Here is a 21,877-nt window from a genome sequence, read left to right as displayed (position 1 = left end):
TTTATTTATATCCCCAATATAATAATATTTCCTATATGTAATTTTTGACTGCACATTCTTGTTAAGTTTTATTTAAGAGATATTCATATACGTTAAATCCTGTAAACAAAACAGCATGCTGCAAAACTAAATACTTAGTTTTGCAGCATGCTGTTTTACTCCAATTCACAGTCCGCATTTTTCAAGTGCCTGTTTTAAATCATAAATAATATCCTCTGCACTTTCAAGTCCTATGCTGAATCTTATATATCCGTCTCTGAATATTTCAGGATAGAAATTTATTCTTTCATCATTTGGGCCTGTATATACAATAAGACTTTCATCATGTCCAAGGGAAACTGCCGGGACAACCAGTTCAAGTGCATTTATAAATTTATTGTGAGTCTCGCTGTCTGCCTTAAGTGCAAAAGCTATGACTCCTGAATACATCCTCATCTGCTTTTTGGCAATTTCATGCTGGGGATGACTTTCAAGGCCTGGATATGCAACAAATTTCACAGATGGATTTGATTCCAGATACTGTGCAACCTTGAGTGCCGTATCGCTGTGCTGCTTCATACGAAGAGGCAGTGTCACAACCCCTCTCATTATAAGCCATGCATTGAATGGACTTATCGTACCTCCAAGATTGACCATAGCCTGGCCTTTTATTTTGTCTATAAGTTCCTTTTTTCCTATTACCGCTCCACCCATGGCATCACCATGTCCATTTATGTACTTTGTCAGGCTATGAACCACCAGGTCGGCTCCAAGTTCAAGAGGATGCTGCAGATACGGAGATGCAAATGTACTGTCCACACTAAACAATGCTCCAATGGACCTGGCAATTTTGGCTATTTCTGCAATATCGCTTATTTTTGTAGTTGGATTTCCCGGTGTCTCCACATGAATAAGCTTCGTATTAGGTCTTATTGCCTTTTTTATCTCTTCCAGATTGGATGTATCTACAAGTGTTGCTTCTACTCCATACTTATCTGGGAGATATTGGTTAAGCAGTCTGTAAACCGCTATATATGAGACATTTGAACATATTACATGGGCTTTGCTTTCAAGAAATGTGAAAAACACTCCTGCAAGTGCTGCAACTCCACTTGCCAGTACCACACAATCTTCACCGCCCTCCAATGCAGCCAGTCTCTGCTGAAGATAGAGCTGATTTGCAGAAGTATTTCTTGTATAAAGCATCTGGTTCGGATCACTCCAGTTAATCGATGATGCATCTTCTGGAAGTCTATAGCAATTTGCCATGGTTATAGGCCGCCTTATAGCACCAGTTTCTTTATCAACACCATTACCTACATGTACACATTTTGTTATAAAGCTAGTTTCTTTTGTCATATATTTCCTCCCCATAAATTTAATAAATATTTGCATTAAAAAAGTTGTCTTCCATAAGAAAAACAACTTTAATTTCATAAAATATTTTTCTTATCTCTCAGAATATTCTGCTGGAATTGACACCATACATTCATGTACAAATGTTGGTTGTCGGGTTTCAAAGGGCCAGTCCCTCCACCACTCTTGATAAGATTTAATTATTCAATTTACTTCATGATATACTACAATGAATTTATTGTCAATAAGCCTTTTCCATATCCAGAAGTTTTTTCTTCACATTCAAACCGCCTGCATAGCCAACCAGCTGTCCATTGGAACCGACAACACGGTGACATGGTATTACAATTACAATTGGATTTTTATTATTTGCCATACCCACCGCACGACATGCTTTACCATTTCCTATACTTTCTGCTATTTCTTTATAACTACAGGTTTTCCCATAGGGAATATTCAAAAGCGCTTTCCATACTCTTGTCTGAAATTCCGTTCCCTGCGGTGCCAGCGGCAAATCAAAAACTTTCCTTGTTCCACTAAAATACTCATCAAGTTCTTCATGTGCCTTTCTAATTAAGGGTGTCTCAATTTTTCCAGCATTTTCGGGTATATGCTCTCCAAAATATATACGAGTAATTGTCCTGTTGTCCTCAACAATTACCATCTTTCCGATTTCAAATTCATAGCAATATGCACTGCACATATTATCCTCCATTTTCTATCTCCATGTCTTCGAACCCTTTTTATATGGACTCTTTTTTTGATTCTCAACTCTCTTTACCCTTTCGACATTCGGACCGTTATTATGTTGATAACTTTTCTTGATTTTACTGCCGTTTTTATTATTATACTGGTGTGGTCCTCTCGAATTGTATTTTTTCTTTTCATTGTTTTTATCCAGGGCTGACCTGCCGCTACCTGTATTTATATGACTTCTACTGGTATGATTGATATTATCAGGTTTTTTAGAGCTGCTTCCGGTACTTGGCTGCTCAACTTTATTCAATATGTTATCAGTCGCCTTTACACTTCCTTTTGAATTATCGATTGAATTCTTATTTAAAATCACATTACCGTTTGATTCAATTTCAATGTTCAAGTTGGAAGCCTTCATCTGAGACTTGAATTTTGAAATATTTATATCTTTACCGTCTATATCAATAGAAATAGTTTTTGTCTTCGTATAATCCGAATCAATGAATTTATCTTTTTTAGATTGATCAATTATAATTCTCAATCCATCATTAATATTAGCATTATTTATATCAACCTGATTCAATATTTTGTTTCCATCATTATTCAATGCCCTGGAAGAAATAATTCTATTTAAAAAATTTACCTTCAGTTCAACATACGGATTTATACTCACCAGTACCGTAGCCGATGGACTGTAATAAGCCTTGACGCCCCCACCTATAGATAGTATAAACAATATACACGCTGCAGTCACTATTTTTCTGGTATTAGAATAAAAAAAACCTGCTTTAACTTCATTCCCTATAAATTCTTCGCCTATATTTGGCTTTTTACCAGCACAATTTACCTTTATAAATTCACCATAGGGAGTAAGTAAATTAGCATATTTTTCACTTATGCTAATTACTATTCCTTCTCTTTTATTCATTGTTTTCACCTGCTTTTATATTTAAATAGGACCTTATGTAAGGAAAATTTTTATTACTGAATATTACAAATAAAGCAATAATATATTTTCTCCACTTATCAACAAATTTTTTGCTGAATCCGGTATACATACATATTTTTTTAATGGGGAGCTTTCGACTGCTTACTATGAAACTCCTGATTTCACTATCATTATATATTTTTAAAACAAGCTTTAGAGCATTACCTCTAGTATCCTTGTGTTTTGGGCTATTATTTACCAGGCTATTGAAATCAATTTTATATTTTAAAAGTTCTTTATTTAACTCGATAATCTCTTCAGCCCTATTTTTATTTTCCAATTGCAGTTCAAAATTAGCTATGGCATTGCTATTTTCCAATTTTTCCATGCCATATCCATCATTATCAAAAGAAAGCAGAGGGAATTTTCCATTCTTTCTAAAATAATCAATTAATGCATTTCTAATTATTACCTTTGCATATGTATAAAAATTTCCCTTGATCTCAGTGTAAGTATCACATGCCTTGTTGAACGCAATCAATGCAATACTAAGTTCATCATCATTTTCCCACTGGAGATATCTTTTTGAAATAGAATAAGTGCATTTGTATATAAAATTTCTATTCTCATCAATAAATTCATTTCTATTTTTATGAATCAAGTGATTAATATCCGGCATGAAATCACCTCATATTAATTATTATACGAAATAATTAATGTTTTTAATGGGGTTTAGCGAAAATAAAATACACCTCCAAATTCTATTCATCAACAAGTCTATAACCAACCCCTACTTCCGTATATATGTATTCAGGCCTTGTAGGATCTTTCTCCAGCTTTCGCCTCAAATTTGCCATAAACACCCTGAGGGATTGTGTTTCATTTCCAACTGCAGAACCCCAAATTTCATTTATAATAAAATTATGTGTCAGAACTTTGCCTGAATACCTGCATAAAAGTTCAAGTATTCTATATTCTATAGGAGTTAAATGTATACTTTTCCCCGATACAACTACTTTTCTTTTTTCAAAATCAATAAACAGATCCTTAACGCTAAACTCTTTCATGTTTTTTTCCCGGGCACTATTGATTCCACTGTGTCTCAATGATACACGTATTCTGGCAAGAAGTTCTCCTATTCCAAAGGGTTTTGTCAGATAATCATCTGCCCCTTTGTCCAGTGCCTCAACCTTTTGTCTCTCATTTTCCCTTGCAGAAACAATTATAATAGGAACCTTCGACCATTCTCTTATTTTAGATATTACTTCTATTCCATCAATATCCGGAAGGCCGAGATCAAGTATTATAAGATCCGGATTGTTGGACATGGAAAGTGCCACAGCTTCATTGCCCATATCCGTTTCAATGTACTTATAATTTTGAGCTGACAGTGCCGTAGTTATAAATTTTCTTATTATTTTATCATCTTCAACAACCAGAATATATGGTTTGATATTCACTTTTGTTTCCACCTTCCTTTAGTCTATTATTTTCCTGCCGGGAATATTAAATCTAAAAATAGAACCGCCATTTTTTTTATTAAAGGCCATTATTTTTCCACCGTGGATTTCCACAATGGATTTACATATTGCAAGGCCCAAACCAACCCCTCTTCTGGAATCGGATATTTTACTTCCGTCTGTAAAGAACCTGTCGAATATGTGTGGCAGTATTTTATCATCTATACCTGTGCCATTGTCAATAACTTCAAAGAATACATCATTATTCTTTTCATAAGCTTTAACCTCTATAAGAGTTCCTTTTGGAGAAAATTTTGCAGCATTGTCTATCAAGTTTATGAGCACCTGCTCAATCAGATTACCGTCCATAGGAGCCATTATCATCTTTTCCGGAACACTTATTTTTATTTCATGATCCTTGAAGTACTTGGAACTTCTCTGTGTTGCTTCCGCCAGTACTTCCTCCACCAGTTCCATATTTTTATCGATTTTCACACTGCCATCATCAAATTTAGTCATGCTTAACAGATTTTCCACAAGCCTTATAAGCCATTCAGTATCATCATAAACACCCCTTAAAAGAGTCTGCTTGGCTTCCTCTGGTATTGAGCTTCCATCCTCCAGAATCGTACTTATAGTACCTTTAATTCCTGCCAGCGGGCTTCTCAAATCATGGGAAATAGACCTCAGCAAACTGCTTCTCAGTCTTTCCCTGTCAATAGCCACTTTTGAAGCTTCCTGCTGACTTACAAGCGCTTCCCTGTCAAGTGCAATGGCTATCTGGCTTGCAACAGTTTCAAGCATGAATTTTTGGTCTGGCTCAAGAAATCTCTCAGAGCAGGACACTCCTATTACCCCCAATATCTTTCTGCTGACTTTTATCGGCATATAATACCCCTGTGCTCCATAAAATGTATCCGTTCCTGCCCCGGCTTCCTTTCCCTTCAAAAAACTCCAATAGGCCGCTGCATTTTCATTTTTGTCTGAAAAAGAAAACCTGGATCTTCCATTATCATCATTGTATACAAAAGGAGTAGAAAGTTTACCATTTTCCGATAGATAGCATACAACAGTTCTACCAATAAGCCTTGAAATATACTTTATTCCTACGGATACCACATCAGAATTTCCCACTGCACTTAGAAGCTTGCTGCTGATTCTATAAAGGGTCTGTGTTCTCTTCTCCCTGACAGCTGAATCAGAGGCATTTTTTTGAATCCTGTTGGTAAGCTTTCCAATAATAAATGCCACAATAAGCATGATGGCAAAAGTTATCAAATAGTTTTTGTCATAAAATTGAAAGGAATACTTCGGTTCAATAAAGAGATAATTAAACAGTGCTACTCCTATTATTGAAGACATTATTCCCATAAAATATCCTTTGGTTCTTATGTATACAATTATAACACCCAAAATTAAAATCATGAATACATTGGATTCGGAAAATCCAATGTATTCACAGAATAGAGCAAGAAAAGTAGTGGCTAATGTAATTCCAACAGTCTCCAGAGTTTCTTTTGGAGATAACTTAAAATCAAGGCCTATTTTTCGTGGCATTTTTTTCTTTTTTTCCTCATACAATGAATTTGGTATGACATAAACATCAATATAGGAATTGGAATCCATGAGTTTATCAACCACATCCTTGGCATAGAAATGAAATACCCTGCTGGTTTTTTTATTGTTCTTTCCTATTATTATCTTTGTTATGTTCCTGAATTTCGCATATTCTATTATCTGATTGGATATGTCATCGTCTCCATATACGGTAGCTATTTCTCCTCCCAACTGCTCTGTCAAACTGAAATAGGAGTTCAATCTTTTTATATCATCCTTTTCCATTTTCTGATTTTTAGTAGTTTTTACATAGAGTACTATCCATTTCGAATGATAAACCTCGGCCATTCTTGCCGCCGTACGTATTACCCTTGCAGAGGATGGAGAAGAACTTATACATGCCATTATCTGATCCGAAGTTGGTATTACAGTAATCTGTCCTCTGGAAAGTCTGTCAACCTCCACCTCATAATTTACCCTGTCTGCAGTCTTTCTCAGTGCAATTTCCCTCAAGGCATACAAATTATTTTTTGTAAAGAAATTGGTAAAGGCCCTCCTTACCTGTTCTCTGCTGTATATTTTTCCATCACTGAACCGCTTTAAAAGTTCATCCGGCTCTATGTCTATTATTTCCACTTTATCTGCATCTTCAAATACCTTGTCGGGAATAGTTTCCCTGACAGTCACATGGGTTATACTCTCTACTATATCATTCAGACTTTCAATATGCTGGACATTAAGCGTGGTATATACATCAATTCCAGCATCAAGAAGCTCATATACATCCTGCCACCTTTTTCTGTTTCTTTTACCTCTTGCATTGGTATGCGCCAGCTCATCAACAAGTATTATATCGGGCTTTCTAAAAATTGCTCCATCCAAATCAAGTTCATTCAGAATCATGCCTCTGTAGTGTATTACTCTGGGAGCTATACTTTCAAAGCCTCTTGTCAGCTCCATGGTTTCTTTCCGTCCATGAGGTTCTATATATCCTATTACCACGTCTTTTTTGAGCTGCTTTACTTCCCGCGCTTCCCTCAACATTGAATAGGTTTTTCCAACCCCTGCAGCATAGCCAAAAAATATCTTCAATTTTCCCCTGTTGTTTTCACTTTTGTCTTTTTGAACTTCCTTTAAAAGATATTCGGGATTCGGGCCCGTATAACCGTTCATTGCAAACAACTCCTATCTGAAAATTACCTATTGTCCGTACATTTAATTATATCACTAAGGATTTATTTAAAATCGAGTATATTTCAAGATTTACTCTGAGCACATTTACTCTCGGGTCACCCAGACCAACTGCTGTATATTTTTTGACTATTTGTCGCAGTCTGTTCTTATCTATGCCAGTTGCTGTTGATACCGCAGGTATCTGTATTTCAGCAGCTTGAGGACTTATATCAGGATCAAGCCCGGAACCTGAACTTGTAAGAAGATCTGCAGGTATATCTTCTTTTTTGACTCCAGGATGAGATTTCATGAAATCCTCCATGTCCTTTTTAACTCTGTCCTGCAATGCCTTGTTGGAAGGTGCAAGGTTTTGAGATCCGGAGGATACACCTGAATATGCCGCTTTTCCGGTTTTATCAGGTTTTGTATCTTCTTCTGTATAAGTATTGTAATTTACAGATGAAACCCTTCCTCTAAAAAATCTGGGATCGGTGAAATTCTGTCCTAGGAGTTCGGAGCCTACCTCTTTGCCACCTGCAGTTACAATACTGCCATTAGCCTGTTTACTGAAAAAAACCTGGCCTACTGCCGTTATAAAAAGAGGATATATAATCCCACAAATTATCATCAGTACAATGGTTACCCGAAGGGCCTTTTGAAAATTCTTCATTTTTAAACCATCCTTTCATAAATGTTTAACCAAGATTGAGAATTCTGACCAGAGGAGTTATAATCATGTCGATAATTTTTATTCCTATAAATGGTACAATTATCCCTCCAAGTCCGAAAACAAACATGTTCCTTAAAAGCATTGTTTCTGATTTCATTGGCCTGTATTTTACACCTCTCATGGCAATAGGTATCAGCATAGGTATTATTATTGCATTGAATATCAAGGCTGATAGTATGGCACTATAAGGTGTTGACAGTCTCATTACATTTATAACCTGCATTTCTGGTATGACAGCCATAAATATGGCAGGTATTATGGCAAAATACTTGGCTACATCATTGGCAATACTGAAGGTAGTCAATGCTCCCCTTGTTATCAACAGCTGTTTCCCTATTTCAACTACTTCAAGTATTTTTGTTGGATCTGAATCCAAATCCACCATATTTGCAGCTTCCTTTGCAGCAGTAGTTCCACTGTTCATTGCCAGCCCCACATCAGCCTGAGCCAATGCCGGTGCATCATTTGTTCCATCTCCTGTCATGGCTACAAGTCGTCCTTCAGACTGTTCTTTTTTTATTTCTACTATTTTATCCTCCGGTTTACATTCCGCAATAAATCCATCTACTCCCGCTTCCTTTGCAATTGTTGCCGCCGTAAGTGGATTATCTCCTGTACACATTATTGTCTTGATCCCAATTTCACGCAGTCGTTGAAATCTCTCAACAAGCCCCGGTTTAACCGTATCCTTTAGGTAAATCACACCGTATATTCTATCATTCACACACAGGACAAGGGGTGTACCTCCCAGGCTTGCTACTTTATTGACTATTTTCTCAAGGTCATCAGGAATATTTCCTTTTAATTTTTTTACTCTATTACCTATAGCATCATAGGCACCTTTTCTTATGGAAGTACCCTCCTTCAGATCCACTCCGCTCATTCTGGTCTGGGCCGTAAATTCCTCGAAATCCACATCATCATATTCAGTTTTTTCTACTTTGGAACCCAATTTATAACCAAGCTCCACTGTGGATTTTCCCTCAGGCGTATCATCTTTAAGAGAACATATGACAGAATAATCTATAAGCTCTCTCTTATCTGCACCTTCAACAGGAATAAATTCAGCGGCCAGCCTGTTTCCAAAAGTTATAGTTCCTGTCTTGTCAAGTATCATTGTATCCACATCACCGCAGGATTCAACTGCTTTCCCGGACATTGCTATTACATTGAATCTTGTAACTCTGTCCATGCCTGCTATTCCAATAGCAGACAAAAGTGCTCCTATTGTGGTAGGTATAAGACAAACAAGCAGTGCCACAAGTGTGGATATTGAGATACTGACTCCTGTATAAGAAGCCATTGGATAAAGAGCCACAAGCACTATGAGAAAAATAAGTGTAAGACTTACAAGCACAGTATTAAGTGCAATTTCATTCGGGGTTTTCTGCCTTGAAGCTCCTTCAACAAGACTTATCATTTTATCCAGAAAGGATTTTCCCGGAACTGCGGTTATCCTTATTTTCAACCAGTCACTTACAACTTTAGTACCTCCTGTTACCGAGGCAAAATCTCCTCCGGATTCTTTTACAACAGGAGCCGACTCACCTGTGATTGCAGACTCATCAACAGAAGCTATGCCTTCTACAACTTCACCGTCGTTTGGAATTATATCCCCGTTTTCCACTAGAACAATATCATCTTTTTTAAGTTCTCCTGCACTTATCACTTTTACATTTCCATTAGAGTCCAAAAGCTTTGCCTTGGTATCCTTTCGGGTTTTTTTCAAGGTTTCCGCCTGTGCTCTTCCTCTCCCTTCAGCTATTGCTTCAGCAAAATTCGCAAACAAAATGGTTATAAATAAAATTACAGACACTATGAAGTCATAAGTTCTCAGATTGCTTCCCCTGTCACCAAATATATTTGGAAAAATGGTACTTATCAGGGATATAAAGAAGCCAATCTCCACTACAAACATGACCGGATTTTTAAACATATACCTGGGGTTCAGCTTTTTAAAAGACTCAACAATGGCATCTTTCAATATATCTTTTGTAATAAGCCTGGATCTATCATTTTTCATAATAACGTCACTCCTTTTGACATTTACAATATAAGTTGTTCTGCAATAGGTCCCAGAGACAATGCAGGAAAAAATGTAAGGGCGCCAATTATCAAAACAATAAATATCAATGTGAAAGTAAATACTGTATTATCTGTTTTAAATGTTCCTTCACTCACAGGAACCGCTCTCTTTGAAGCCAATGATGCTGCTACTGAAAGCAAAATTATCATTGAAAGATATCTTCCAAACAGCATTACTACACCTGCCGTGGTGTTCCAGAACATTGTATTATCCGTAAGCCCCTCAAATCCGGAACCATTATTTGCCGCAGAGCTTGCAAACTGGTATACTATCTGAGTAAGTCCGTGAAAGCCGGGGTTTGATATACCCGCAACCCCCTGGGGAACTATCAGTGCAAGTGCTGAAAACATGAGTATCAAAAATGGATGTATGATTATGGCAAGTGCAATCAATTTAATCTCCCTGCCTTCAATCTTCTTGGACAGATATTCCGGTGTCCTTCCTACCATGAGCCCGCATAGGAAAACAGTGAGTATGGCATACATTATCATATTCATGAAGCCAACACCTTTTCCCCCAAACACTACATTCAACATCATGTTTACAAGTGCTACCAATCCACCTATTGGTGTAAGGGAGTCATGCATGTTGTCTACAGCTCCACTTGTAGCCGCCGTGGTAACTGTAGTAAAAAGTGACGACATTGGTATACCGAATCTTACCTCCTTGCCTTCCATATTTCCCATAATTTGATTGAGTCCAATCTGTGAAAGAATTGGATTGCCTGCTTTTTCAGATGCATAGCAAACTGCTATACCAATAATAAACAGTATTCCCATGGCTGTAAATATAGCAACAGCCTGTTTTTTTCTCTTGATCATGTGTCCAAAACATACCACAATTGCTCCAGGCAAAAGCAGCATTGAAAGCATCTGCACAATATTGGTAAGAGGTGTTGGATTCTCGAAAGGATGAGCCGAATTGCCTCCAAAAAATCCTCCTCCATTGGTTCCAATCAATTTTATGGATTCCAGGCTGGCTACAGGTCCCAGTGGAATATCCTGCAGTTTGCCCTCTATAGTAGTCACAGTTTTATTAGATGACAATGTCTGAGGAACTCCCTGCTGAATATAGAATATAGCTACTATAACACATAATGGGAGAAGTATTCTTGTTATAATTCTCACATAATCCACATAAAAATTTCCAAGTGTCTTTTTCTTTCCTGCAAGCCCGCGTATAAATGCTATCGCTGCAGAAAACCCTGTAGCTGCAGAGATAAACATAAAAAAGGTAATAACAATCATCTGGCTGAAATAGGAAAGTCCCCATTCACCACTGTAGTCCTGAAGATTTGTGTTTGTTATAAAGCTTATTACAGTGTTGAAGGATAGTCCCTGTTCCATACTCTCTATATTATTTGGATTCAATACATTAACAAACTGCAGCCTTAGAATTATATAGGCTATCACAGCCGGAACCACATTACAAATCAAAAGGGCAGTTATATACTGCTTCCAGGTCATATCCTCCTTTGTTATTCCTGAAACCCTGTAAATAAAATTATCTACCTTATCAAACACAGGGTCCAAAAAAGTTTTCTTGTGTTCCGCTACTTTATAGACGTATTTCCCTGCTGGAATACACAACAATACAAAAATAGCAAGTATAATTACAATTTCCAGTATTCCCATAATTACCGACAACCTCCTTTAATCAAAATTTTTCAGGATTGAATAATGCATAACACAAATATCCAAACAATAAAATAATAACAATGCCCAATAAAATCATAAAAAAGCCTCCTAACAATTATTTTTTGCTGATCTGCTTTTCACACCAGCTTGTGAAATACTTCAATGATAAAAATCCTGCCAAAATCACAGCAATAAATAAAATATCCAGCACATTCCATCCCTCCTTCAATTTATGAATACAATATTATCATCTAAAACATAAAATCAGTATAAAGATTACAATCTCTTGTATAATAATTCCATAAAAAAAATATAAAGATTCTATAAAGACTCATACTCAATCTTATACTTACACTTTTATTAGAATTAACTAAACTGTTAAATTTAATTACATAAAATCATAAAAAGAGGACAAATAAAACTTTAACCATGAAGTTTTATTTGTCCTCTTTAATATTGTCTATTTTTATTCACATTTGTTTTCAACAAATTCATAATAATACTTTATTACATCTTTTCGTGTTATAATCCCTATGAACTTTTCCCGGTCATCAATCACCGGGACAAAATTCTGGTCCATAATGCGCAGGAGAAGCTCATCCATGGTTGCATCAATTTTTACCGCAGGATTCCAGCCTTTTCGAAGTATATCGGAAATCAAATATTCCTCCTGTGATTTCATAGAATACATATTGCTGTCCATCATATGCCATAAAAAATCTCCTTCACTCACCGTTCCAACATAAGTTCCGTCTTCAGCAATTACAGGCAGTGCCGTATATCCATGGCATCTCATTTTTTCAAGTCCCTGTCTCAAAGTACAACGATCATTCAGAAATGCAACAGATGCCTTAGCAGTTAATAAAAATATAATATTTTTTTCTCCTTTGTATTTGAACTTTCTATCATCAGGACAAAAGTCCCTGGTATTTGTATGTTTAGGAACAACTTTCATGCATCAACCCCCTAATAACTTCATATGATTGGTCATAGGTAAAAAATGGATTACCTACTTCGTATTTTATTATAACCGATTTTTAATGAAGATAGTATAAAGATAAAATTAACAATATAAAAATTGTATTAAATATGATATAATCTAAATTCAAAATTATTGACAATAGATAAATAATTCTATATACTTAAAATTACATGAATTATATATGCAAATATGGATATAAATTAGCAGCTCACTGCATAGTTATATCACTTAAAAATATAAAAATAGCTATTTTCTAACTGGAAAACCGGAGGACAAATATTCTTTATTGAATTTTGTGCTCCTTTTTTGCATATAAAGGATTAAATATATTTAATCAAAAAAATAAAGAGGTGATTTAAATGGCAATAAACCTAAAATTAGCAGAACTAAAAATAAGAGATAAGCGATTAGGGGCGATTATATCTTATAATGGCTCTGCACAGGATATTTATGAAAAATCTTTAAATCGTAGTATAAAACCGCAGGAAAGAAGCTTCAGCCAGTGTGGAGCTTGTTCATCCTCCTGTGCTTTTGGAATTGTATCAAATATTATTGGCTCTGTAGTTATAAATCATGCACCAATCGGCTGTGCATCAGATTTTGCTACGGCACAAAATAATATTAGAAGAGGGGCCGCTTTGAGAGGAATAGATATTGGAAATTTTAAAGCTATAAGTACAAATCTTGAAGAAAAGGACACTATATATGGTGGAGCAGCTAAATTAAAAGAAGCTGTGCTGCTTGCAAAAGAAAGATTTAATCCGAAGGTAGTATTTATAACTGCCTCCTGTGCTTCAGGAATTATCGGAGAAGATTTAGAAAGTTTAACAGATACCTTAAGCAAAGAAACGGGTATTAATGTTGTACCTGTTTATTGTGAAGGATTTAAATCTAAAGTTTGGACAACTGGTTTTGATGCATCCGGGCATGCAATATTGAGAAAAATAGTGAAGAAGTCCAGTAAGAAGACCAATTATATAAATATCATTAATTTTCAGGGAGCTCATGTATTTGATGATTTACTAAGAAAGCTTGATTTAAAACCAAGATATATATTCCCATTTTCAACCATTGAAGAAATTGAGAATATATCAGATGCAGTGGCAACGGCAAACATATGCGAAACTCTTGCTTCATATGTGGCAGCAGCTTTAGAAAGTGAATTTGATGTACCTGAGATTAAAGCACCAGCTCCAACAGGTATAAAATGGACTGATGAATGGTTAAGAGAACTAGGGAGATTGACAAATAAAGTTGAAAGAGTTGAGGAAGTAATAAAGGAAGAACATGCTAAAATCAAGCCAAAATTGGAGAATCTCAGATCAAAATTAAAAGGGAAAAAAATATATATTATGGCTGGGGACGCCATTGTTCAAAGCTACGTAAGTGTTGCTAATTCCTTAGGACTTGAAGTAATAGGAACGGTAGCTTTCCATCATGATCAAGCTTATGATAATGATTATCAGGAAATTAATACAGTAGGAAACATGTTAAAGCATATTGGAAATATTCAAAATTATTGTGTAACTAATAAACAGCCTTATCAATTTACAAATATATTAAAGAAATTCAAACCTGATTTTGTACTTGCAAGGCATCCAGGTATTGCAGTAGTAATCAATAAATTAGGTATTCCAGCTTTTCATTTAGCTGATCCAAACATGATAATAGGTTATGATGGAGTAATTGCCTTAGGCGAAAAAATTTATGAGTCAATAAGGACACGAAAATATGTTGAAACATTAGCTAAACATTTTGAGTCACCATATACGGACTGGTGGTTAAATCAAAACCCATTTATATTTACAAAAGGAGGGAAAAGACTTGAGTAACGTAATTGAACAGCCAAGATACACTTGTGCAATAGGAGCACAGCATACAGTTCTGGCAATAAGAGGAGCTGTACCGGTTCTACACTGTGGACCTGGCTGCAGCAACAAGGTTTCATTGGCTTTAACAACATCAGCAGGATATCAAGGGGAAAGTGATGTCGGAGGAACCCACATACCTTGTACAAATTCATCGGAAAAGGATATAGTTTTTGGTGGAGAAAAGAAACTTGATCAAACAATTGATGGTGCATTAAAGGTACTTAAGGGTAATTTATTTGTAGTTCTGACAGGATGTACTGCAGATATAGTTGGAGATGATGTTACGTCCATAGTCAATAAATACCAAAAGCAGGGCAAACCGATCATTAATGCAGAAACAGCGGGTTTTAAAGGAAGTAACTACGTAGGTCATGAGCTTGTTATAAAAAGTATAATTGAACAATATATAGGTGATGCCGAGCCAAACGTTAGAAAGGGATTGGTAAATGTATTTTCAGTTGTTCCAAATCAAAATCCATTCTGGAGAGGCGATTTAAAGGAAATAAAAAGAATTTTAACTGCCATAGGCTTAGAAGTAAATATACTTTTTGGTTATGAAAGTAAAGGTGTTGAAGAATGGAAAGATATCCCCAATGCAGAATTTAATTTAGTGTTAAACCCATGGGTTGGATTAAAGGCTGCGGAACTCCTTGAAAGAAAATTCGGAACTAAATTTCTTCATTATCAAGAATTACCTGTTGGAGCGGCTGCAACCAGCAAATTTTTAAGAACTGTGGGAGAGTTTGCAAACCTTGATAAAGATAGGGTTGAACAAGTAATAAAGGAAGAGGAATTTTCATTTTATAAATATTTTTTAGATATTGGTGATTTTATAGCTGAAGGAAGAGCCGGATTACCATTTGAGTTGTATACTATTGCTGATTCTGCTTATGCAATAGGTACCAGCAACTTTCTGATCAATGAATTGGGGTATGTTCCCAAGGGTGCTTTTTTAATAGATAATATTCAGGAAAAACATAAAAATAACATTAATAAAATATTTGAAGATATTCATAAGGAATATAAAGAAAAGGTATTTTTTGAAAATGATGGAGGAATTATAGAAAAAGCAATAAGAAATGATGTAAATATTCCTAGAAAAACTCTCATTTTAGGAAGCACCTGGGAGGATAAGTTATCCGAAGATTTAAATGCACCAATAGTTTATATAAGTAATCCAATTTTAGATAAGCTAATTGTAAATAGAACTTATATTGGTTATACTGGAGGATTAAATCTTATTGAAGAAATTTACTCTTCCATTTTAAGTAATAAGGATTTCAATCAAAGAGTTAATGCCATATCTATATAGACTAATAAATTAAAAACTGTTTTTCAAATTGAAATTTTGATACCACAATGAGTATGGATGTGTTTTTTCACGCAATCCATACTCATTTCCTCCTTATAGTATTTCTACATAACCTTCCGTCCCGTTTACCCGAATTCTCTGTCCGTCTTTAATCAAACTTACAGCGTTTTCCACACCTACAACTGCAGGCAGGCCGTATTCTCTGGCAACAACCGCACCATGTGTTGTAAAGCCACCTACCTCGGTAATTAGCCCTTTTATTGTTGTAAAGAGCGGAGTCCAGCTTGGATCGGTAAATCGTGTTACCAAAATATCACCTGCCTCCAGTTCCACTTCCTCTACGGACAAAGCAACGCGTGCACGTCCTTCTATAACACCGGAGGATACCGGAATACCCATAAGGGCATCTGAAGGAATTTTTTCTGTTGAAAAATCTGGAGATGGAACAAAACCGTCGGAGGTAATCACACGTGGAGGATTCAGCCTTTCAAAGTGGACATAATCTTGCCTTCTCTTGTCAATCGCTGAGTAGTCAACCTGGCCTGTCTCAACTACTTTGTACAGCTCGTCAAAATACAGATAAAAAATATCATCGCGAGCACGCAGCACTCCTTTTTCAACCAATCTATCTGCTTCTTTTTGCAGCGCTCTTTTATAAATTTGATAGCGTCGGACAATGCAATACTTTGGATATTCACGGTATCCAATAAAATTACGCATCAATCGAATGTCTTTCTTCACCTTTTTCGCTTTTCTTTTGCCGTTTGGTAATTCCACCAGACGGTGTAGGAGTTCTTCTTCTTTCTTCTTTGCCTCTATTTTACCATTTGAAAATCTGGTTTTGTGTTCACCAAGTTTTAAAATGCGAATATCGTTTAACAGCATAGGCAGCAACTGTGTGGGTTTTTCTTCAAAACGAGGTCTAGTAATATCAATCTCTCCGGGGCAGCGCATCCCATACTTAAGCAAGAAGTTTCTAAATTCTTCTTCAACGATTTTTCCTCCCGGAAGCAGACACATTTTTTCAAAAAAATCGTCATTTGTGGGATTTTTAGACAAATATTGCAACACCTGAGGATGTTCTCGAATCCTGTCGGCCAAATTACATAGTGCGAGTCCCATTTCCGTGGTGATATTATTTTTCAAAGATTTTGACAGCAAATTTGCTGTGTTTTTTTCACCAATCCAGGCTTCCACATTTTTATTAATGGAATCGCTTGCCAGAATCGCAGCAATGATCGCTCCCAACATCTTGGGATTATACGCCATTGCCAGCAGCGAGCCCCGATCATTCTTTATAAAATCCAAGGCCGCTTTCCCAGAAAGCTTTGACAACTGATGATATATTTTGTTTAGCTCAGAATTAAATTTTCCGATCAATTCATTGATTATCTCAGGATCATTTTTTCGACTGATTTTCATTGTTTCTAAAATAGAAGCAGGAGTAAAAATTCCCCCTTTTACGTTTCTTTTCCCTTTTGGAAGGGAATGCATAAACTCTTTTTGTTCCAAAAGCTGCTTGATTGCTCCCTGTATCAACAAATCCTGCTTACCAGTCGCCATAACCAATCTCTTACGCCCAATCGGAGAAGACAAATCGTGTGTAATATCAGCATAAAACCTGCCTCCGGCTTCTGTCAGTGAGATTTCCGAGATCATTTGAAAAAATGACATACCAAGCGGACGTATTATATCCGTCATCATCTGAATATGCCCAATCGACATATATACCCTGGGCTTTCGTGCATCCATGGATACTGGAATGGGAAAAAGAGTTGTGATATTTCGACTCTGGACGATATAAAACTCATTTTTGTAAAAACACCATTCAATATCCTGAGGACATCCAAAATGAGATTCTATTTTTTTTCCGATACAAGCCAACTGTAAAATTTGATCATCGGACAATATCTGCTTTTCCTGCCTGTCTGTATCAACCTGCTTTTTCTGTATGCCTCCGTTTTCCGCAAGACAAATTTCCAAGTCTTGTCTTCTGATCTTCTTTGAAATAATTTTTCCCCCTCGTATTTTATAAATATCCGGATTTGTAAGTCCGGATACCATCGCTTCTCCCAGCCCGAATCCCGCATCAACAGAAAGAGTGCTCCGGTCTGAAGTAAGTGGATCGGCGGTAAATACAATTCCGGAAGCCTCAGAAAAAATCATTTTTTGGACAACAACGGAAAGAGAAACCCTGCAATGATCAAACCCATTCTGAATTCGATATATCACAGCACGATCTGTAAAAAGAGATGACCAACATCTGATTACATATCGCAGAATTTCCTGTGGATCCTTTATATTGAGATAAGTGTCCTGCTGCCCCGCAAAAGATGCATTTGGGAGATCCTCCGCTGTTGCGCTGGAACGCACTGCAAAAGCTGTCTGCTTGTCATAATTAGAAAGTTCCTTTACAATTTCATATTCAATGTCCCCAGGCAATTGAACTTTTTGAATTACAGACCGTATTTTTCCACTGATTTCTGAGATTCGTTTCCGTTGAGTAGCCTTTAGCTTTTTCAAATCTTCCAACAACAACTCAAATTCCAGATTATTCGCCAGAGTTTCTTGAAAAACTTCTGTAGTAATACAAAATCCTTCCGGTACTCGAATTTCAGAAATTTTTGATAACATTCCCAAATTTAATCCTTTACCACCAACCTTCAGTAAATCTGTTTTATCTATGTCAGTAAATCTGATAATATACGAATGCACTTTTCATCCCTCCATATAAAGTTTTGAAATATTAACTTGTATATTACACAATACACTTGTGTGAGATGACTGTCAACTGTTTTGAAATTTTATTTGATAAATTTCAAAATAATGTTATAATAATAGTGGGTGATATAATTATGAATGGATATGAAAAAAGAACAAACCGCAAGAAAAATTCTATTCTTCAAATTGCTACTAAACTCTTTATAGAGCGGGGGATAACAGATGTAAGCATAAATGAAATTTCTACAAAAGCAGGTGTTTCACAGGTATCGATTTATAATTATTTTGGAGATAAAAACAATCTTGCGAGAGAAGCATTTATTTCCTATATTGGACAAATCGTTCGAGAATATGATGAGTTGTTGGACAGAAATATTCCCTTTTCTAAGAAGCTAGAACAAATCATGTTGAAAAAACACAACGCCATTTTAGAATTGAGTCATTCTAATTTTAGTCATCAAGCCTTGGAAGATAAAGTATTGATGCAAATTTACAAAGAAGCAGCCTCAATTCAAGCACAATCTATCTATCTGAAATTCATACAAGTAGGAAAAAAGGCCGGAGCGATCGACCCATCTCTTTCAGATGAAGCACTTCTTGCATTTCTTCTTGCATCTGCATCTATTATGCACCAACCTGATTACTATAAAAAAAGCGTAAAATATAAAGAAAATCTTACAATGTTATTTCTATATGGTCTCTTGGGGAAATAGCACAATCATATTCAGTACTTTATAGTATCTCTATATATCCTTCCGTTCCATTCACTCGAATTTTTTGTCCGTCCTTAATCAGCCTGGTGGCATTTTCCACGCCTACAACTGCAGGCAGGCCGTATTCTCTTGCAATTACAGAACCGTGAGTCATCATCCCTCCTACTTCCGTCACCAAGCCTTTAATGGACACAAAAACCGGTGTCCAGCTTGGGTCAGTAAATGCTGTGACCAAAATATCGCCTTCCTCCAGGGCGGCATCCTCCATTCTTAAAACCACCCGTGCCCGGCCTTCAATTGTCCCTGAGGAAGCAGGTATACCTGCCAGAGCACCTTCAGGAATGCTTCCGGTATCATACTCGCCGGATAAAGCCTCTCCTTCCGAGGTCATTATACGGGAAGGTGTCAATTTTTCATAGGTCTTGCATTCCTCTTTTCGAGACCTTATGATGCTGTAATCCAGCTGATCTGTATGGACTACCTGCCTAAGTTCCTCAAAGGTCAGATAGTAGATATCCTCTTTCTGCCGGATAACCTCCTTCTGCACAAGCCTCACAGCCTCCTTCATCAGGGCCTGTTTTATAACCCAGTAATGGCAGATCATCAGATACTTGGGGTATTCACGATAGCCGATAAAATTGCGCAGGAGGCTGATCTTCTTCCTGGTCTTTTTGGCCTTTTGTTTTCCACCGGGCAGCTGTTCCAGACGTTTTAAGAGATCCTGTTCCCTCCGTTTTGCTTCCAGCATCCCCTGCTCAAAAAGGACTTTATGGGCACCCGGATCAAAGTTTTTAATATTGTTTAGAATCATAGGAACGAGGGCAGTGGGTTTTTCACTGAAACGGGGTCTTGTGATATCGATCTCACCCGGACAGCGCATACCGTATTTTTCAAGATACGCCCCTATGGATTTGCTGACAGCACTGCCTCCTTCCAACTTGGATAGATCCTCAAAAAAAGTTTCATCACTGGCGTGCTCCAAATACTCCAGCACTTCCGGATATTGCCGAACCACATCTGCCACGTCCAGCAGTTCCAGCCCCATTTCAGATGTAACGTTGTTGGGTGCCGATTTGGAAAGTGAGTCTGCCGCGTTTTTTTCACCCAGCCACTTCTCCATATTCTTATTAATCCAATTCAGCGCCAGCACCCCCGCATAGACTGCTGCCATGCTTTCTGAATCATACATGGCTTTTTTCAATTGCTTTTGCTCTTCTTCAATTGAGGAAAACAGTTTGTCTCCGGACAAATTTTCAATTCTTTTCTGCAGCTTTCTGATGGATGCCTCATTTTGCAGCATTAAGGTTTTAACTACAGATGCATCATTGCTTCGGGATATCTTGATAATATAACGGAGCAGCTCCCAGGAAAAATACCCTGAACCCATATTGAAGTATCTCTTGCCGCCCCGTGCCAATGATCTCATAAAATTCTTTCGCTTCATCAAATTTTTTATAGCATCGAGTATGAGAGGATCGATTTTTTTCATGGCAGTGAGCACTATTTTTCGTCTCAGAGGAGAATTTATATCATAGGAAATATCGATAAAAAGTCTGCCGCCGGCTTCAATAAAGGTGTTTTCATTCTGATTGTCCTCAGACTTTTCTTTAAACTCCAACTGAAAAAATGATAACCCCAGTGGTTTCATAACATCGGTCATCATCTGCTGATGACCCATAGACATATACACATGGTTTTTCCCATCCTGCACATCCGGTATTGGGTAAAGAGTGGTTATTGGACGACTTTGAACGATAAAAAATTTATTTTCATACAGACACCATTCGATATCCTGGGGACCGCCAAAATATGTCTCTATCCGTCTTCCTGTTTTTTCAAGTTCCAGAATCTGCTCATCCGTCAGCGTCTGCTTATTCTGACATTCGGCATTGATCTTTTTCTCCTCCGTACCGCCTTCTTTTAGTCCATGGATCGCCAGCTTCTTTGTGGAGATCTTCTTATTAATGATTTCACCATCACGCACCTTGTAGTTGTCTGCATTTACCAGGCCGGAGACCAGGGCTTCGCCCAGCCCGAAGCTCGCGTCGATAGATATAACCTTCCTGTTCATCGTAATAGGATCTGCAGTAAACATGATTCCTGCAGCCTCCGGAAAAACCATCTTCTGGATAACAACGGACAGATAGACCTTGCGGTGGTCAAAACCGTTCTGGATGCGGTAGATTACGGCTCGCTCGGTAAACAGCGATGCCCAGCACTTGCTGATGTATCTGAGTATGGCTTCCTTTCCGATAATGTTCAAATACGTATCCTGCTGGCCCGCAAAGGATGCCGTAGGCAGATCCTCTGCCGTAGCACTGGATCGCACGGCATAAGCATTTTTTTCACCAAGCCGTACAAGATGTCGGGTAATCTCATTATCTATGGCATCAGGAATAGCGATTGCTTCTATGACCTTGCGGATTTTGGCACTGATTTTACCAATACCTTCCACGTTGTCCGCTTTCAGGATGGACAACTGATCCAGCAGTAAATTAAATTCTCTGTTGTTCCCAATAATTTCTCTATAGGCTTCAGTGGTAACGCAAAATCCCTCCGGCACTCGTATCCCATCAATTCTGGACAGTTTCCCCAGGTTGGCACCTTTGCCTCCTACCAGTGCAGGCCTGGTTTTATCGATTTCCTGAAAGCCAAGTACATATGAATTCATACATA

At 37.1% G+C, this 21,877-nt stretch carries 16 protein-coding genes and 1 riboswitch; of the genes, 3 read left to right on the top strand and 13 right to left on the bottom strand.

Going from position 1 to position 21,877, the window contains the following annotated elements:
• Positions 1–165 precede the first annotated feature (165 nt).
• The 11 genes from LKE46_RS04985 to LKE46_RS04940 all read right to left on the bottom strand — a co-directional run bounded on the left by LKE46_RS04985 (position 166) and on the right by LKE46_RS04940 (position 12,557).
• Positions 166–1,338, bottom strand: a complete 1,173-nt coding sequence (locus tag LKE46_RS04985) for a trans-sulfuration enzyme family protein (RefSeq protein ID WP_291719000.1) — start codon at positions 1,336–1,338, stop codon at positions 166–168.
• A gap of 87 nt (positions 1,339–1,425) precedes the next feature.
• Positions 1,426–1,531, bottom strand: a riboswitch (SAM riboswitch).
• A 45-nt stretch (positions 1,532–1,576) separates the two neighbouring features.
• Positions 1,577–2,038: a methylated-DNA--[protein]-cysteine S-methyltransferase gene (locus LKE46_RS04980; protein ID WP_291725569.1), complete on the bottom strand. Its 462-nt coding sequence runs from the start codon at positions 2,036–2,038 to the stop codon at positions 1,577–1,579.
• 15 nt (positions 2,039–2,053) lie between these two features.
• A complete protein-coding gene (locus LKE46_RS04975; protein ID WP_291718998.1) occupies positions 2,054–2,959 on the bottom strand; it encodes an anti-sigma factor domain-containing protein in 906 nt (301 codons plus the stop codon).
• Positions 2,952–3,638 carry a sigma factor gene (locus tag LKE46_RS04970; protein ID WP_291718996.1) on the bottom strand — a complete coding sequence of 229 codons (687 nt, stop codon included), beginning with the start codon at positions 3,636–3,638 and terminating at the stop codon, positions 2,952–2,954. Before LKE46_RS04970 ends, LKE46_RS04975 begins: the two co-directional genes overlap by 8 nt.
• Positions 3,639–3,720: 82 nt before the next feature.
• Positions 3,721–4,419, bottom strand: coding sequence for a response regulator (locus LKE46_RS04965; RefSeq protein WP_291718994.1), 699 nt, complete (start codon positions 4,417–4,419; stop codon positions 3,721–3,723).
• An 18-nt stretch (positions 4,420–4,437) separates the two neighbouring features.
• Entirely contained in the window at positions 4,438–7,149 is a 2,712-nt protein-coding gene (locus LKE46_RS04960) for a sensor histidine kinase (RefSeq protein ID WP_291718992.1), read from the bottom strand.
• A 46-nt stretch (positions 7,150–7,195) separates the two neighbouring features.
• Positions 7,196–7,819: a K(+)-transporting ATPase subunit C gene (gene kdpC, locus LKE46_RS04955; protein WP_291718990.1), complete on the bottom strand. Its 624-nt coding sequence runs from the start codon at positions 7,817–7,819 to the stop codon at positions 7,196–7,198.
• Positions 7,820–7,844: 25 nt separating this feature from the next.
• Positions 7,845–9,902 carry a potassium-transporting ATPase subunit KdpB gene (gene kdpB / locus LKE46_RS04950; RefSeq protein WP_291718988.1) on the bottom strand — a complete coding sequence of 686 codons (2,058 nt, stop codon included), beginning with the start codon at positions 9,900–9,902 and terminating at the stop codon, positions 7,845–7,847.
• A 23-nt stretch (positions 9,903–9,925) separates the two neighbouring features.
• Positions 9,926–11,599, bottom strand: a complete 1,674-nt coding sequence (kdpA, locus tag LKE46_RS04945) for a potassium-transporting ATPase subunit KdpA (protein WP_291718986.1) — start codon at positions 11,597–11,599, stop codon at positions 9,926–9,928.
• A gap of 22 nt (positions 11,600–11,621) precedes the next feature.
• A complete protein-coding gene (gene kdpF / locus LKE46_RS17690; RefSeq protein ID WP_363316039.1) occupies positions 11,622–11,699 on the bottom strand; it encodes a K(+)-transporting ATPase subunit F in 78 nt (25 codons plus the stop codon).
• Positions 11,700–12,068: 369 nt separating this feature from the next.
• Positions 12,069–12,557: a CBS domain-containing protein gene (locus LKE46_RS04940; protein ID WP_291718984.1), complete on the bottom strand. Its 489-nt coding sequence runs from the start codon at positions 12,555–12,557 to the stop codon at positions 12,069–12,071.
• Positions 12,558–12,943: 386 nt separating this feature from the next.
• Here LKE46_RS04940 and LKE46_RS04935 point away from each other — a divergent pair, with 386 nt between their 5' ends.
• Positions 12,944–14,416 (top strand): nitrogenase component 1, encoded by a 1,473-nt coding sequence (locus LKE46_RS04935; protein WP_291718982.1) that lies wholly within the window; start codon positions 12,944–12,946, stop codon positions 14,414–14,416.
• Positions 14,409–15,767: a nitrogenase component 1 gene (locus tag LKE46_RS04930; protein WP_291718980.1), complete on the top strand. Its 1,359-nt coding sequence runs from the start codon at positions 14,409–14,411 to the stop codon at positions 15,765–15,767. The genes LKE46_RS04935 and LKE46_RS04930 overlap by 8 nt, the downstream gene beginning before the upstream one ends.
• Before the next feature lie 93 nt (positions 15,768–15,860).
• On the opposite strand, the gene ppsA (LKE46_RS04925) is transcribed toward LKE46_RS04930, so the two are convergent.
• Positions 15,861–18,482 carry a phosphoenolpyruvate synthase gene (gene ppsA / locus LKE46_RS04925; protein ID WP_291718978.1) on the bottom strand — a complete coding sequence of 874 codons (2,622 nt, stop codon included), beginning with the start codon at positions 18,480–18,482 and terminating at the stop codon, positions 15,861–15,863.
• 140 nt (positions 18,483–18,622) lie between these two features.
• Between ppsA (LKE46_RS04925) and LKE46_RS04920 the strand changes: the two genes are divergently transcribed.
• Positions 18,623–19,201, top strand: coding sequence for a TetR/AcrR family transcriptional regulator (locus tag LKE46_RS04920; protein ID WP_291718976.1), 579 nt, complete (start codon positions 18,623–18,625; stop codon positions 19,199–19,201).
• A gap of 19 nt (positions 19,202–19,220) precedes the next feature.
• On the opposite strand, the gene ppsA (LKE46_RS04915) is transcribed toward LKE46_RS04920, so the two are convergent.
• On the bottom strand, positions 19,221–21,872 hold the full coding sequence (ppsA, locus tag LKE46_RS04915; protein WP_291718974.1) for a phosphoenolpyruvate synthase: 2,652 nt from the start codon (positions 21,870–21,872) through the stop codon (positions 19,221–19,223).
• Positions 21,873–21,877 lie beyond the last annotated feature (5 nt).

The organism is Clostridium sp. (assembly GCF_022482905.1).
In the GTDB taxonomy this organism is placed as follows: domain Bacteria; phylum Bacillota; class Clostridia; order Clostridiales; family Clostridiaceae; genus Clostridium_B.
This window is presented reverse-complemented; position numbering and strand designations above follow the sequence as displayed.